This is a genomic window from Amycolatopsis sp. NPDC114478 (assembly GCF_055633805.1).
Genome location: NZ_JBVKDO010000036.1, coordinates 1 through 14,240, shown reverse-complemented (window position 1 = coordinate 14,240; position 14,240 = coordinate 1). Strand labels below are relative to the sequence as shown.

Below are 14,240 nucleotides of genomic sequence, written 5' to 3'. Positions count from 1 at the left end.
ACCATGAGCAGCCCCCGCCCCGGTCGCCGAATCCCCGCTGGCCGGCCGGTAGGGCGGCAGTACCCGGCTGGCCATCGCACGGCCGCCGGCCGCGAGCGCCGCCATCGCTCCCCTGGCCGTCGAAAGGCCCGCTGGCGGCAGCCACGTGCCGCTGACCGACACAAGGCCCCACCGCTCAGTTGCGAGCACAGCGGCAGCGCCCGGCCGACCCACGGCAGAGCGCTGGCCGTTGCCCGCGTACCCGCCGACCACCGCAAGCGCCCGCCCGAGTTGCACGCAGAGCACCGGCGGCCGCATGGCCAGCCCCCGCTGGCGCACCCGAGAAACCGGCTGACCAGCACAAAGCCCCCGCCGCCCGGAGGGCGGCAGGGGCCTGCGCTCAGTCCTGGTCCAGCTGGTACCGCTCCGCGCGGCGACTCGCCCATCGGGCTACCCGCGTCCACCGGCGTACAGCACGCGCGTTACCTCGGGCCCGCTGGGCGCGGACCCCTTCCTCCAGATCCCGTATTCGGGCCCTGGACAGTTCTTCGTAAAGCAACATCTCGCTGATCTCCTCGATCTCGGTCTTCGTCAGTTGCAGCTGCGGACGGCAAATCCGCGCTTCGTAGTCCTTCGCGGTGACCGGTTCGACGCTCATGCGGCGGCGCTCCGGTGATCGCCGCGGGCCTTGGCCGCGGCGGGCTCGACTGCGGTGTTCTTGCGCGGGCGGCCACGGGGCCGCTTGCGCGCGATCACGACGCCGCGCTCGAAGATCTCGCCGCCCCAGACGCCCCAGGGCTCGCGCCGGGCCAGGGCACCCGCGAGGCAGGCCTCGCGGACCGGGCAGTCGGCGCACTGCGCCTTCGCGCGCTCGAGCTCGGCCGGGGACTCGGCGAACCACAGGTCCGCGTCGCCCGAACGGCAGGGCAGAGCCGCGTCCGGCACGGCGATGGGGTCGAGCAGGTCGGCGAATATTGCCTCACCCGAGGTGTAGGCGATGGCCGAAGACATGGCAGTTCCTCCTTGTGTCGTACGGGTTTTCGGTTGGGAGATGGAGCTGGGCAATGCTGGTCCTCTTGGGTTGTGCAGCCAAAAACACGAAGGCCGCGGATCCGGGGTTTCCGGTTCCGCGGCCTTCGTGAGCCTCGTGTCCTGACTAGGTCAGGAACTTCGCTCCCGTATCGACAACGGAACACGGAACTGCTTGATGGTCGGCAGATCGGCCTGCGGGTACGCGGCGAGAACGCCCTGCGTCCCGAAGACGACAACACCGGTGGCCCAACGCCGCTCGACGCGACGCATGCCACGGATCTCGTGCGCGCTCACGGACACACCGGTGCCCGGGCGCTGAGCAGCCGAGACTTCCGCGGCGCAGGACAGACGGGTGCCCGGGTTCGTGAGCGTCATGTTGCTGATCATTTCACCGGCACCTCCTTCTGTACTCTGCACACACGGCCGCCGAGCGGCGCTGTCACGTGGATCCCCAGCCGAGCCCTTCGGGCTCGGTACTGGCAGGTTATTGCCCCCCACCACACCGGGGCAACTCAATTAACGGGAAAATCCTCGAAGATACGAAGATCGCCCCTGAGCAGCGGGTTCGCCGCGTGGATCATGGCCCGGACGCGGTCAACACAGCACGGGCGCCCCCGAACGACACGGCCGCCGCCGACGGCTCCACCCACCCGGAACGCCGGCGCGGCCGAGCCGCGCACAACGACCCCACCGCGCGCACGAACGCCCGAGCCGAACCGCGCGCCGACCCCGGCGACCGCCAGGCTGCCGCGAGACCGCCAGCCGATCGCGCGCCGCGACCCCGCCACGATCGCCAGGGTCCAACCAGATCGGCCATCCGACCACGTACCGGCCCGGCGCGGCTGCTCGGACCAGGCACCACCGGGACCGAACCGGACCGCCCCGACCCCACGAGGACCCAGCCGGCCCTGCGCACGACCGCCCGGGGCGAGCCCACTGCCGGCCGCTCCCACGCGCCCAGCTCGGTGCGGCCAAGTAACCCCAAGGCCAGCGAGCCACCGGGCCCAGCCGACCGGCACGACTACGAACCGTGCCGGACCGAGCCGAACCGGCTCAGGGCTGCGCCGCGGCTCGGACCACCCCGAGGATCTCCTCACCGAACCGCTCGAGCTTCGTCGCTCCGATCCCCGAGATCGACACCAGCGCCGCCTCGTCCGTCGGGCGTTGCTCGGCTATCGCCATCAACGTCGCGTCCGTGAAAACCACGAACGCCGGCACCTTCAGCTCCCTCGCCCGATCCCCACGCCACGACTTCAGGCGCTCCAACAGCCCCTCGTCCACAGTGGACGGGCACCGCCCGCACCGGCCCAGCTTGACGTCGATCGTCTCCAGCAGGGGGCCGCCGCACACTCGGCAGCGCGTCTTGACCGGCGTCGAGGGCTTCTGCTGGGTTCGGGCCGCACGGGCGGCCGGGTGGTCCTCCGGGATCAGGCCGTACAAGAACCGGCTGCGCCGGCGGTTGCGGCGGCCGCCCGGCGTCCTCGCCAGCGCCCATGACAGCCACAAGTGCTCGCGCGCCCGCGTCACGCCGACGTAGAACAGCCGGCGCTCCTCCTCGATCGCCGCCTCGTCGTCGCCCGCGTGGAGGATCGGCATCGTTCCCTCGGCCAGGCCGACCAGGAACACCGCGTCCCACTCCAGGCCCTTCGCCGCGTGCAGCGACGCCAGCGTCACGCCCTCGACCGTCGGCGGGTGCTGGGCCGCCGCGCGCTGGTCCAGCTCCGCGCAGAAGCGCGGCAGGTCCGCGTCCTCGACCGTCGACGCCAGCTCCTCCGCCAGCTCGACGATCGCCAGGAGCGCGTCCCACCGTTCCTTCGCCGCGCCACCGGCCGGCGGCGACTCCGTGAGCCCGACTCGGGCGAGCACCGACCGGACCGTCGTGACCAGGTCGGAGCTGCCGTCGCCGCTCGCCGCGCGCAGGGCCGACATCGCCTGGCGGACCTCGGTCCGGTTGAAGAACCGCTCGCCGCCGCGGACCAGGTACGGGATGCCGGCCTCGGCCAGCGCCGACTCGTACGCCTCCGACTGCGCGTTCACCCGGTACAGCACCGCGATCTCGCTCGCCGCGACGCCGCCGTCCAGCAGCTCGCGCACCCGCCGGGCGACGGCTTCGGCCTCGACCGCCTCGTCGTCGAACTCGGCGAACCGCGGTTCCGGCCCGGACGGCCGCTGGCCGATCAGCTTCAGCCGCGACCCCGCCGGCCGCCCGCGCGCCGCGCCGATCACCCGGTTGGCCAGCGAGACGACCTCGGGCGTCGACCGGTAGTCGCGCTCGAGCCGGACGACGGTGGCGTCCGGGTAGCGCCGCGTGAACTCGAGCAGCGACTTCGGCGACGCGCCGCCGAAGGAGTAGATGGTCTGGTTGGCGTCGCCGACGACAGTCAGATCGTCGCGCCCGCCGAGCCACGCGTCGAGCAGGCGCTGCTGCAGCGGCGTCACGTCCTGGTACTCGTCGACGACGAAGCAGCGGTACCGGTCGCGGAACTCCTCGGCGACGACGCCGTGCTCCTCGAGGACCGCCGTCGTGTGCAGCAGGAGGTCGTCGAAGTCGAGCACCTGCGCCGCGTTCTTCAGCTCTTCGTACGTCCGGTAGACCTCGGCGATCTGCGCCGCCGGCGCCGCGATGTCGCGCTGGGCGCGCGCGGTGACGGCCGGGTAGTCCTCCGGGCTGACGAGGGACGCCTTCGCCCACTCGATCTCGCTCGCCAGGTCGCGCAGGACCTCGACCTCGGTGCCGAGCCGGTGCCGGTTCGCGGCCTGGCCGACGAACCGAAGCTTGTTGTCCATCAGGTCCCACGGCCGGTCGCCGACCACGCGCGGCCAGAAGTAGCGCAGCTGGCGGCGGGCGGCGGCGTGGAACGTCAGCGCCTGCGCCGCCTCGACGCCGAGGCCGCGCAGCCGGGTCCGCATCTCCCCCGCGGCGCGCGTCGTGAACGTGACGGCGAGCACCTGACCGGCGGAAACGTGCCCGGACCGGACGAGGTGGGCGATCCGGTGGGTGATCGTCCGGGTCTTGCCCGTGCCGGCGCCGGCGAGCACGCAGACCGGCCCCCGCGGGGCACTGGCGGCGGCGCGCTGCTCGGGGTCGAGACCATCCAGCAGACGGGTCACGCTCTTGGGGGGAAGTACGCCGGTCACGTCCCGCATCCTCGCAGAGGGGGACGGGGAATCGGGGCAGGGGCACGCGGCCGTATCCTGGTCATATGGCGGGACAGCAGGACAAGGAAGCGGCCAAGCAGGCCAAGAAGGAGAAGCGCGCGGCGAGCAAGGCACGCCGTGGCCAGCTCTTCGAGGCCTTCAAGATGCAGCGCAAGGAAGACCCGTGGCTCATCCCGTGGATGGTCGGGTCGATCGTCGTCGTCGCGGGCGTCTTGTTCGGGATCGGGTTCTTCTTCAACGCGCAGTGGGTGCTGTTGCCGCTGGGCCTGGTGCTCGGCGGCCTCCTCGCCATGATCATCTTCGGCCGGCGCGTCCAGAAGACGGTCTACTCGAAGGCCGACGGCCAGCCCGGCGCCGCGGCGTGGGCGCTGGAGAACCTGCGCGGCCGCTGGAAGGTGACGCCGACCGTCGCGGCGACGACGCAGCTCGACGCCGTGCACCGCGTGCTCGGCGGCCCGGGTGTGGTGCTCGTCGCCGAAGGCGCGTCGCACCGCGTCAAGACGCTGCTCGCCCAGGAGAAGAAGCGCGTCTCCCGCCTGGTCGGCGACACGCCGATCTACGACGTGACGATCGGCCACGAAGAGGGCCAGATCCCGCTGAAGAAGCTGCAGGGCTTCCTGATGAAGCTGCCGCGCAACCTCAAGCCGGCCCAGGTCGACGCGCTGGAGGCGAAGCTGGCCGCGCTCGGCAACCGCGGCGCGGCGATGCCGAAGGGCCCGATGCCGGCCGGCGCGAAGATGCGCAACGTCCAGCGCACGATCCGCCGTCGCTGACCCGCACGCACGACGAAGGCCCCGTCCGGTCCGGACGGGGCCTTCGTCGTTCAGCGCATCTTGATGACGACGGTGCCGGTGAGCCGGTCGAGCCAGCTGCGGCCGTCGGCGTTGCGGACCGCCGCGGGGATGATCACGAACGTCAGCACCGCCCGGACCAGCGCGCGGGGCGGGCCGACCAGCGCCGCGCCGTCGAGGCGGGCGACGCGGATGCCGACGACGCCCATACCGGGAGTGAAGCCGAAGAAGCCGGCGGAGATCACCGAGATGACCGCCCACACGCCGCCGGACCAGAGGTTGAAGGCCTGCATCGCGGCCGGGTCCTGCAGGCTGGGGTGCAGGAAAATGGCCGTGACCAGGGCGGCGATGACGAGGTCGACGATCAGTCCCAGCAGCCGAGCGCCACCGCTCGCCGCCGAGCCGACGCCGGATTCGGGCAAACCGAACTTCTCGCCGGGCCAGCGCGACTCGTGCTGATCAACGTCCTGCCGGCCCTCGCCGGTGCCGGGCAGCCATTCACCGGTCCATCTCGCCACCCATCCAGGGTATGCCGGTGGCGCGGACCACATCCGCCCTGGTCGGATAGCCGGTATCCACCCACCCGTTAACACCCGCGAAACATACGGGTGACGGTCGGGCAACACCGCCCTCTTAGCGTGAGCCGAAGAGAGCACTGCCGTACGAGCTCGAACGAGAAGGAGTCACCGAGGGTGCCCACTACTCCAGACGACATCCAGCGCCTCATCGCCGATGAGGACGTCGAAGTCATCGACGTCCAGTTCTGCGACCTGCCCGGCGTGATGCAGCACTTCACGGTCCCCGCCAAGGCCTTCACGGAAGAGGCTTTCGAAGAGGGTCTCGCGTTCGACGGCAGCTCGGTGCGCGGCTTCCAGTCCATCCACGAGTCCGACATGCTCCTCCTGCCGGACGCGGCGACCGCGCGGATCGACCCGTTCCGCAAGGCGAAGACGCTCGCGCTCAACTTCTTCGTGCACGACCCGTTCACCCGTGAGGCGTACAGCCGCGACCCGCGCAACATCGCGCGCAAGGCCGAGCAGTACATCGCCGAGTACGGCGTCGCCGACAACGTGTACTTCGGTCCCGAAGCCGAGTTCTACATCTTCGACTCGATCCGCTTCGACTCCGCGGAGCACGCCTCCTTCCACGAGATCGACTCGGTCGAAGGCTGGTGGAACACCGGCGCCGACGAGGTGGGCGGCAACCAGGGTTACAAGACGAAGTTCAAGGGCGGCTACTTCCCCGTCCCGCCGGTCGACCACTTCGCCGACCTGCGCGACGACATCGTCCGCAACCTGACGAACATCGGTTTCGAGATCGAGCGCGCGCACCACGAGGTGGGCACCGCCGGCCAGACCGAGATCAACTACAAGTTCAACACGCTGCTGCACGCGGCCGACGACCTGCAGCTGTTCAAGTACGTCGTGAAGAACACGGTGTTCGCGGCGGGCAAGACGGCGACGTTCATGCCGAAGCCCCTCGCCGGCGACAACGGCTCGGGCATGCACTGCCACCAGTCGCTGTGGAAGGACGGCCAGCCGCTGTTCCACGACGAGTCGGGCTACGCCGGCCTGTCGGACACCGCGCGCCACTACATCGGCGGCCTGCTCAAGCACGCCCCGAGCCTGCTGGCCTTCACGAACCCGACGGTGAACTCCTACCACCGCCTGGTCCCGGGCTTCGAGGCCCCGGTTTCGCTGGTCTACTCGCAGCGCAACCGCTCGGCCTGCGTCCGCATCCCGATCACGGGCAACAACCCGAAGGCCAAGCGCGCCGAGTTCCGCTGCCCGGACTCCTCGGGCAACCCGTACCTGGCGTTCTCGGCGATGATGATGGCCGGCCTCGACGGCATCAAGAACAAGATCGAGCCGCCGGAGCCGATCGACAAGGACCTGTACGAGCTCCCGCCGGAGGAGGCCAAGGACGTCAAGCTCGTCCCGGGCGACCTGGGCACGGTGCTGGACACGCTGGAAGCGGACCACGAGTACCTGCTCGAGGGCGGCGTGTTCACGCCGGACGTGATCGAGACGTGGATCTCGTACAAGCGCGAGAACGAGATCGACCCGCTGCGGCTGCGCCCGCACCCGTACGAGTTCAGCCTGTACTACGACGTGTGATCGGCGCGGGGCTTTGACCAGGGGTTTCACTGGTCGGAGCCCCGGCCAGGCCGTCACCAGGTGACGGCCCACCAGACACGGGACGGCGGTCGAGGGGAACACCCCGACCGCCGTCCCGTTCCTTATGCACTTGCCACCTCGCTCAGCCGTCTCGCGGAACCCTTCGACGTGGGTCAGTTGCCGTCGGCCACTTCAGACGACGCCGCAGGGAACTGACGCGCCTTCCTCAGCGATCTCGCGGCAAGGGCGAACCCCAAGGCCACACCGGGTATGTACCTGCTGCCTTCGCCCTCAGTGCGCCGCCGCCGATCGATCTGCCAGTTCACGTGTTCCAGGAGCTTCACCTGGGCAGCCGGACCCTCAGCAAGCTCTTTCGTGGTCTCCGCATCGTGACGAAGATCGGCTCGCAGTCGGCGCTGGCCATGCGTGGCGGCGAAGGCAGCAGTTAAGCCGGCTCCGGACCGTCAAGCGGGTGCCGGAGTTGACCAACAACTACCAACGGCGACGGACACGCCGGTGGCGAGGAGCGAAAAGCCCTCGCCACCGGCGTTTCTTCATTCCGACGTCGACATCAGCTTCAAGTCCGCGCCCGCGGCTTCGAAGTGGCCTCGTGGGTCCGGTACCAGCTTGCGGAGCTTCAGGTCCATCAGGCCCAGCGTGCAGGTGATCTCCGCCGCCAGTGTGCCGTCGGTCTTGTAGATGTTCGAGTCCATCGAGAACGTCTTGCCGCTGCCGAACTTCACGTCGCACGTCACGTCGACCTCGTCGCCCGCTCGCAGCTCGCGGCGGAACACCACGTGCGTTTCCAGCAGCACCGACGCCACTCCCGGAAGCCCCTCGAGCGCACCGGCCGCCTCCAGCAGCTCCAGGCGGGATACCTCGCCGTACGAGTGGTAGACGGCGTGGTTCAGGTGGCCCAGGGTGTCCAGCTCGTAGTGCCGGACCTTGATCCGGGTCCGGAACGGCTCTCGATCGGTCACCCGCCCCACTGTAGGTCACGCTTCGTAGAACAGGTGCTCCACCACCGTGTGCGCCCGGCGCGTGATGCGGCGGTAGGTGTCCAGGAACTCGCCCGGGTCGTCGGCCGCGGACTGGCCCAGGACCCTCGCCACCGCCGCCAGGTCGCGGCCCGAACCCGGGACCTCGTCGACCGCCTTGCCGCGCACCAGCATCCCCGCGTTGCGCACCCGCGTCGCCAGCAGCCACGCCTCCCGCAGCGAGTCCGCTTCGGACTCCGTCGCCAGCCCCGCCTCCGGCAGGCACGCCAGCGCGTCGAGCGTCGACGTCGTGCGCAGGCCCGGGATCGAGCCAGCGTGCTGCAGCTGCAGGAGCTGGACCGTCCACTCGACGTCGGCGAGGCCGCCGCGGCCCAGTTTCGTGTGACGCGTCGGGTCGGCGCCGCGCGGCATGCGCTCGGTCTCCACCCGCGCCTTGATGCGGCGGATCTCGCGCGCCTTCGTCCCGTCCAGCCCACCCTCCGGGTAGCGGATCGGGTCGATCATCGCGATGAACCGCTCGCCGAGCTCGTCGTCGCCCGCGACGAACCGGGCGCGCAGCAACGCCTGCGCCTCCCACACCTCGCCCCAGCGCGCGTAGTACGTGCGGTACGACTCCAGCGTCCGCACCAGCGGCCCGCTCCGCCCTTCCGGCCGCAGGTCGGCGTCGACCTCCAGGGCCAGGTCCGAGCTCGGCGCGCCCAGCATCTTCCGGACCGTCTCCGCGACCGAGGAAGCGAACTTCACCGCGTCGGCGTCCGAGACCCCTTCGGACGGCTCGCACACGAAGAGGACGTCGGCGTCGGAGCCGTAGCCGAGCTCGGCGCCGCCGAGGCGGCCCATCCCGATCACCGCGATGCGCGCGGGGGTCTTGCCCAGCTCCGCCTGGCGCTTGCGGAACGCCGCGGCCAGCGCGCCCTGCAGCACCGCGACCCAAACCGAAGACAGCGCTTCGCACACCGCGGGCACGTCGAGCAGGCCGAGCAGGTCCGCGCACGCGATCCGCAGCATTTCGTGCCGCCGCAGCGACCGCGCGGCGGCGACGGCGGCGTTCAACCCCGGCTGACGCCGGACGGCGGCCCGCAGCGACGTCGCCACCTCGGCCGGCGTGCGACCCAGCAGCCGGGCCGGGTCACCGAGCAGCCGCAGCACCTCCGGCGCGCGGACCAGCAGGTCGGGCACCAGCCGGGACGTGCCGAGCAGGAACGCGAGGTTCTCGACGACCGTGCCTTCGTCGCGCAGGACCCGCAGGTACCACGGCGTGTCCTCCAGGGCCTCGGACACCTTGCGGTACGACAGCAGCCCGCCGTCGGGGTCGGGCGTGTCGGCCAGGAGGTCGAGCAGCACCGGCAGCAGCGCCTGCTGGATCGCCGCGCGGCGCGAGACGCCGGACGTGAGGGCCTTGATGTGCTGCAGCGCGCCATCGGGCGCGGTGTAACCGAGCGCGGCCAGCCGGCTGGCGGCCTGCTTGGTCGTCAGGCGCAGCGCCTCGGTCGGCACGTTCGCGACGGACTGCAGCAGCGGCCGGTAGAAGATCTTCTCGTGCAGGCGGCGGATGCCCTTGCCGTGCTTGCGGAACTCCGCGAGCAGCGCTTCGCCCTGGCTCTTGCCGCCGCCGGCCTTGATCCCGCTGGCCCGGGCGAGAATTCGCAGCTCGGCGGTGTCGGACGTCGCGGGGAACAGGTGCGTCCGGCGCAGCCGCCGCAGCTGCAGCCGGTGCTCGAGCATCCGCAGGAACTCGTACGACGCGCCCAGCTCGGCCGCGTCCTGCCGGCCGACGTAGCCGCCTTCGCCGAGCGCGGCGAGCGCGTCCATCGTGGACGGTGAGCGCAGGTCCGCGTCGACGCGGCCGTGCACCAGCTGCAGCAGCTGGACGGCGAACTCGACGTCCCGCAGCCCGCCGCGGCCCAGCTTCAGCTCCCGCTCGGCGTGCTCGGACGGCACGTGCCCCTCGACGCGGCGGCGCATCTGCTGCACCTCGCCGACGAAGTTCTCGCGATCGGCCGCCGACCACACCAGCGGCGCGACCATCTCGGCGTACAGGCGCCCGAGCTCGGCGTCGCCGGCCACCGGACGCGCTTTGAGCAGCGCCTGGAACTCCCAGGTCTTGGCCCACTTCTTGTAGTAGCCCTGGTGGCTTTCCAGCGTGCGGACGAGCGCGCCGGCCTTGCCTTCGGGGCGCAGCGCGGCGTCGACCTCGAAGCACGCCTTGTCGACGACCCGCATCATCGTGCTGGCCAGCCGCGTCGAGACGCCGAGGTCGTCCGCGCCGACGAAGATGACGTCGACGTCGCTGACGTAGTTGAGCTCGCGCCCACCGCACTTGCCCATGGCGATGATCGCCAAGTTGCCTTCGGCGGACGCGCCGACCTCGGCCTCGGCGACGACGAGCCCGGCGGCGAGCGCGGCCTCGGCCAGCTCGGTCAGCTGGGCCGCGACCTCGGCGTAGTGCGGGTGCTCGAGCCCGGCCTCGACGAGGTGCCCCAGGTCAGCGGCGGCGATGCCGAGCAGCTGGCCGCGGTAGGCGACCTTCAGGGCCTGCTCGGCCTCGGTGCGGGTGAGCACCGAACCGTCGGCGCGCACGAGCGCCGTGCGCAGGTTTTCGCGGTAGCAGGCGGAATCCGTGCACTTGTCGCCGAGGAGCGACTGCCACTGCGCGGGGTTCGCGGCGAGGAAGTCGGCGAGTGCGCTCGACGTCCCGAGCACGCCGAAGAGACGGCCGCGCAACGTCCGGTTGGCGCGCAGCTGCTCGTCGAGCCGGGTCCACTCGCCGTCGTCGGCCTCGCGGATCCGGTCGATCCCGCGCAGCGCGAGGTCCGGGTCGGCGGCGCGGGACAACGCCGCGAGGACGTCGGCGGCGGCCTCGACCGGACCTGCGTCGTCCCACCAGCCGGCCGCGCGCAACTGACCCTCGGCACGGGAGTCGGTGAAGCCGTACCTCGCCGCCGAAGCGGTCGTTCGCGCGCGGTCTGCCATCACCGACCACCGTATCCCGCGGGGCCTGGCTCAGGCGGCCAGCCGACCCGGTTCGGTCCCGGCCGGCGTCGGCTCGGGCACCTGGAAGCTGTGCGCGGTGACGGGGTGCCGGCGGGAAAGCAGCCAGATCCCGCCCCCGACACCGATTCCGACGACCCCGACGGCGATCGTGCCCGCGGCGCCGAGCGAGGCGATCTTGCCGGAGATCGCGCCGACGATCGCGGCGGCCGGCAGCGTGAACAGCCACGCGATCACCATCCGGCCCGCCATCCGCCAGCGCACCGGGGCTTCGCGGCGGCCGACGCCGGAGCCGACGATCCCACCGGAGCACACGTGCGTCGTCGACAGCGGGAAACCGAGCCGCGACGAGATCAGGATGACCAGCGCCGAGCTCGTCTGGGCGGCGAAGCCCTGCGGGCCTTCGATGTCGGTCAGGCCCTTGCCGAGGGTGTGGGTGATGCGCCAGCCACCGAGGTAGGTGCCCGCCGCGAGGGCGCAGGCGGCGCTGATGATCACCCAGACGGGTGGTGCCGCGCCCGCGGGCAGGCTGCCGGCGCTGACGAGCGTCAGCGTGATGACGCCCATCGTCTTCTGCGCGTCGTTGGTGCCGTGCGCGAGCGAGACGAGCGACGCCGAGACGACCTGGCCGACCTTGAACCCGCGCGTGGCCGGGCGGCCGCGGACGAGGAAGCGGTAGACGAGGTACGTCACGACCATCGCGACGAGCCCGGCGATCACCGGGCTCGCGGCGGCCGGGAGGAGGACCTTCTCGACGATCTTTCCGAAGTGGACCGAGTCGGTGCCCGCCGAGATCCAGGTGGCGCCGATCAGGCCGCCGAACAGGGCGTGCGACGAGCTCGACGGCAAGCCGACGAACCACGTGACGAGGTTCCAGACGATCGCGCCGATCAGCCCGCCGAAGACGATCGACGGGCCGATCTTCGTGTCGTCCACCAGGCCGCTGGAGATCGTCTTGGCGACCTCCACCGACAGGAACGCGCCGACCAGGTTCAGCACCGCGGAGATCGCGACGGCGACGCGGGGTTTGAGGGCCCCGGTCGCGATCGACGTCGCCATCGAGTTCGCGGTGTCGTGGAACCCGTTCGTGAAATCGAAAACCAAGGCCGTGACGACGACGAGCACGACCAGCAACGAGGGCTCCACCCCGACCTCCGAACCCTTGTGGGGACTCCTCCCGCAAGGTACCTGAAGGGTGACGCCTGGCGTTAACAGGCCGTTGCTTATTGTGACACTTGCCGTTAAGCCAGCGGTAACGAACGTTGACTGTCGGCGGCGGGCTCGAGCTCCCCGGCGGCCAACCGGACGAACCGCTGCGCGAACGGGCGCCAGGTCTCCTCGATGTCGGTGTGGACGGTGATCAACGCGTCGTGCTCGAGTGAACCCGGACGGGCGAATTCCGCCATCTCGGGCTCGTCGGCGGCCCAGCTCTCGACGACGAGGGGCGTCGTCTCGATGTGGAACTGGACACCGTAGACACACCGGTTGAACCGGAACGCCTGGTTTTGGTACAGCGGCGCGGAAGCGAGCAGCTCGGCGCCGGGCGGGAGCCGGGTGATCGCGTCGTTGTGGAACTGCAGGACGTCCTGCATGAGCGGCAGGTCGGCGAAGAGCGGGTCGGTCCACGCCGCGTCCTTCTTGGCGACGAGGTGCGGCCCGACCTCGGGCCCGTCCGGCCCGACCTCGACGCGGCCCCCGGCCGCGACGGCCAGCAGCTGCGCGCCGAGGCAGATCCCCAGGGTCGGGATCCGCTTCGTCGCGGCTTTCGCCAGCAGCCGCCGGACGTCGGCGAGCCAGGGGTGCTTCGCGTCGTCTTCCGCGGCCATGCCGCCGCCGAGGCAGACGACCCCCTGGTAGCCGTCGGGGTCGGCGGGCAGTTCGTCGTTCGGCGGGAGCCGGACGACCAGCTCCGCGCCGGCGTCGGTGAGCCAGCCGCCGAGGGGGCCGAGCGGGTCCGACGCGTCCGGCTGGATGATGAGCAGTCGTGTCACGCTTTTCAGGGTAGGTCAGCAGACGCAGCGGATTCCCGGGGTGGCGGCTTGCCCTCCCTCGACGGGGTAGCCGGCCGCGATCCAGGCGGTGATGCCGCCGGAGAGCCGTTTGACCTGGAAGCCGAGCTGGGCGAGCTTGAGGGCGCCCTTGGTGGCGGCGTTGCAGTTGACGCTCTCGCAGTAGCAGACGTAGACGACGTCCCGGTCGAGGTGCTTCGTGCTCTCGGCCGTCATGTCCCGGTAGGGCAGGTTGACCGCGCCGGGGATGCGAGCCTGGGCGAAGGCCTCGGGCGCGCGCGTCTCGACGATCACGTAGCCGTCGGTGTGGCCGGCCTCGAGGTCGCGGACGAGGTCATCGGGGTCGACCTCGAAGGCGAGTTCGGCGCCGAAGTACTGCGTGGCGGCCTCCGGGGCCGGGGCGGGAACGGCGAGGATGCGTGTCATGGGGTAAATCCTGCTGGTGGCGAGGGTTCCGGCACAGGGCAGAATCGGGGTGGGAGCCCGGCCCGGCCGGGATTTCCTCTCTTCTGGCCCGGTTCGACTTGGAGAATCACGGTGGACCTCGACGACGTCGACTGGCACCTGCTGGAGCTCCTCCAGGAGGACGGCCGGCTGAGCTTTTCGGAGCTGGGCCGCCGGGTGTCGCTGTCCGGTTCGGCGGTGACGGAGCGGGTGCGCCGCCTCGAGGAGCGCGGGGTGATCACGGGCTACGCAGCTCGGGTGGACACGGCGAAGCTGGGGTTGCCGATCGAGGCGATGGTGCGCGCCCGGGTGCGGAGCCTCGACACGCCGCGGTTCCGGACGGCGGTGCTGCCGCTGCCGCAGGTCGTCGCCGCCGACCACATCACCGGGGACGAGTGCTGGATCCTGCGGGTGCTGTGCCGGGACACGGCAGAGCTGGAGTCGCTGGTGGAGAAGGTGCAGCGGTACGGCGAGACGACGACGTCGCTGGTGCTGTCGTCGCCGCTGCGGAACCGGCCGGCGCCGCGGCCGCGCTAGGTCTGACCGCTCGAGTGGATGCGGGCATAAGAAAAGGCCCTGGGCCGGGAGACTTGCGTCTCAACCGGGCCCAGGCCCTTCCCCAAAATAAGTTCGGCGGTGTCCTACTCTCCCACAACCCTTCGGTTGCAGTACCATCGGCGCTGTCAGGCTTAGCTTCCGGGTTCGGAATGGGACCGGGCG

At 71.0% G+C, this 14,240-nt stretch carries 13 protein-coding genes and 1 rRNA gene; 3 read left to right on the top strand and 11 right to left on the bottom strand.

Annotated features, from left to right (window positions below):
* Window positions 1–379: 379 nt before the first annotated feature.
* From ACZ7OH_RS48365 to ACZ7OH_RS48350, 4 genes are all read right to left on the bottom strand, one after another.
* The gene (locus tag ACZ7OH_RS48365) at window positions 380–637 is read right to left on the bottom strand and encodes a hypothetical protein (RefSeq protein WP_470287121.1); all 258 of its coding nucleotides are present in this window, start codon (window positions 635–637) and stop codon (window positions 380–382) included.
* Window positions 634–990, bottom strand: coding sequence for a WhiB family transcriptional regulator (locus tag ACZ7OH_RS48360; RefSeq protein WP_470287120.1), 357 nt, complete (start codon window positions 988–990; stop codon window positions 634–636). Before ACZ7OH_RS48360 ends, ACZ7OH_RS48365 begins: the two co-directional genes overlap by 4 nt.
* Window positions 991–1,140: 150 nt before the next feature.
* Window positions 1,141–1,398 (bottom strand): hypothetical protein, encoded by a 258-nt coding sequence (locus ACZ7OH_RS48355; RefSeq protein WP_400902016.1) that lies wholly within the window; start codon window positions 1,396–1,398, stop codon window positions 1,141–1,143.
* A 666-nt stretch (window positions 1,399–2,064) separates the two neighbouring features.
* Entirely contained in the window at window positions 2,065–4,158 is a 2,094-nt protein-coding gene (locus ACZ7OH_RS48350; protein WP_470287119.1) for an ATP-dependent DNA helicase UvrD2, read from the bottom strand.
* A 56-nt stretch (window positions 4,159–4,214) separates the two neighbouring features.
* Here ACZ7OH_RS48350 and ACZ7OH_RS48345 point away from each other — a divergent pair, with 56 nt between their 5' ends.
* Window positions 4,215–4,943: a DUF4191 domain-containing protein gene (locus ACZ7OH_RS48345; protein WP_400902012.1), complete on the top strand. Its 729-nt coding sequence runs from the start codon at window positions 4,215–4,217 to the stop codon at window positions 4,941–4,943.
* Window positions 4,944–4,993: 50 nt separating this feature from the next.
* Here ACZ7OH_RS48345 and ACZ7OH_RS48340 read toward each other — a convergent pair whose 3' ends face one another.
* Window positions 4,994–5,383, bottom strand: a complete 390-nt coding sequence (locus tag ACZ7OH_RS48340; RefSeq protein WP_470287167.1) for an RDD family protein — start codon at window positions 5,381–5,383, stop codon at window positions 4,994–4,996.
* A 270-nt stretch (window positions 5,384–5,653) separates the two neighbouring features.
* On the opposite strand from ACZ7OH_RS48340, the gene glnA reads away from it, so the two are divergent.
* Complete coding sequence (gene glnA, locus ACZ7OH_RS48335; RefSeq protein WP_470287118.1) at window positions 5,654–7,078, top strand: type I glutamate--ammonia ligase; 1,425 nt, start codon at window positions 5,654–5,656, stop codon at window positions 7,076–7,078.
* A gap of 554 nt (window positions 7,079–7,632) precedes the next feature.
* Here the strand turns inward: glnA and ACZ7OH_RS48330 are convergent.
* The 5 genes from ACZ7OH_RS48330 to ACZ7OH_RS48310 all read right to left on the bottom strand — a co-directional run bounded on the left by ACZ7OH_RS48330 (window position 7,633) and on the right by ACZ7OH_RS48310 (window position 13,502).
* On the bottom strand, window positions 7,633–8,058 hold the full coding sequence (locus ACZ7OH_RS48330) for an acyl-CoA thioesterase (RefSeq protein ID WP_400902008.1): 426 nt from the start codon (window positions 8,056–8,058) through the stop codon (window positions 7,633–7,635).
* 15 nt (window positions 8,059–8,073) lie between these two features.
* On the bottom strand, window positions 8,074–11,049 hold the full coding sequence (locus tag ACZ7OH_RS48325) for a bifunctional [glutamine synthetase] adenylyltransferase/[glutamine synthetase]-adenylyl-L-tyrosine phosphorylase (RefSeq protein ID WP_470287117.1): 2,976 nt from the start codon (window positions 11,047–11,049) through the stop codon (window positions 8,074–8,076).
* Window positions 11,050–11,079: 30 nt separating this feature from the next.
* Complete coding sequence (locus ACZ7OH_RS48320) at window positions 11,080–12,213, bottom strand: inorganic phosphate transporter (RefSeq protein WP_470287116.1); 1,134 nt, start codon at window positions 12,211–12,213, stop codon at window positions 11,080–11,082.
* A gap of 95 nt (window positions 12,214–12,308) precedes the next feature.
* Window positions 12,309–13,058 carry a type 1 glutamine amidotransferase gene (locus ACZ7OH_RS48315; protein WP_470287115.1) on the bottom strand — a complete coding sequence of 250 codons (750 nt, stop codon included), beginning with the start codon at window positions 13,056–13,058 and terminating at the stop codon, window positions 12,309–12,311.
* 15 nt (window positions 13,059–13,073) lie between these two features.
* A complete protein-coding gene (locus ACZ7OH_RS48310; RefSeq protein WP_470287114.1) occupies window positions 13,074–13,502 on the bottom strand; it encodes a rhodanese-like domain-containing protein in 429 nt (142 codons plus the stop codon).
* 111 nt (window positions 13,503–13,613) lie between these two features.
* On the opposite strand from ACZ7OH_RS48310, the gene ACZ7OH_RS48305 reads away from it, so the two are divergent.
* Window positions 13,614–14,057: an Lrp/AsnC family transcriptional regulator gene (locus ACZ7OH_RS48305; protein ID WP_470287113.1), complete on the top strand. Its 444-nt coding sequence runs from the start codon at window positions 13,614–13,616 to the stop codon at window positions 14,055–14,057.
* A 91-nt stretch (window positions 14,058–14,148) separates the two neighbouring features.
* Here ACZ7OH_RS48305 and rrf read toward each other — a convergent pair.
* Window positions 14,149–14,240, bottom strand: a 5S ribosomal RNA gene (gene rrf / locus ACZ7OH_RS48300); the annotation flags it as partial.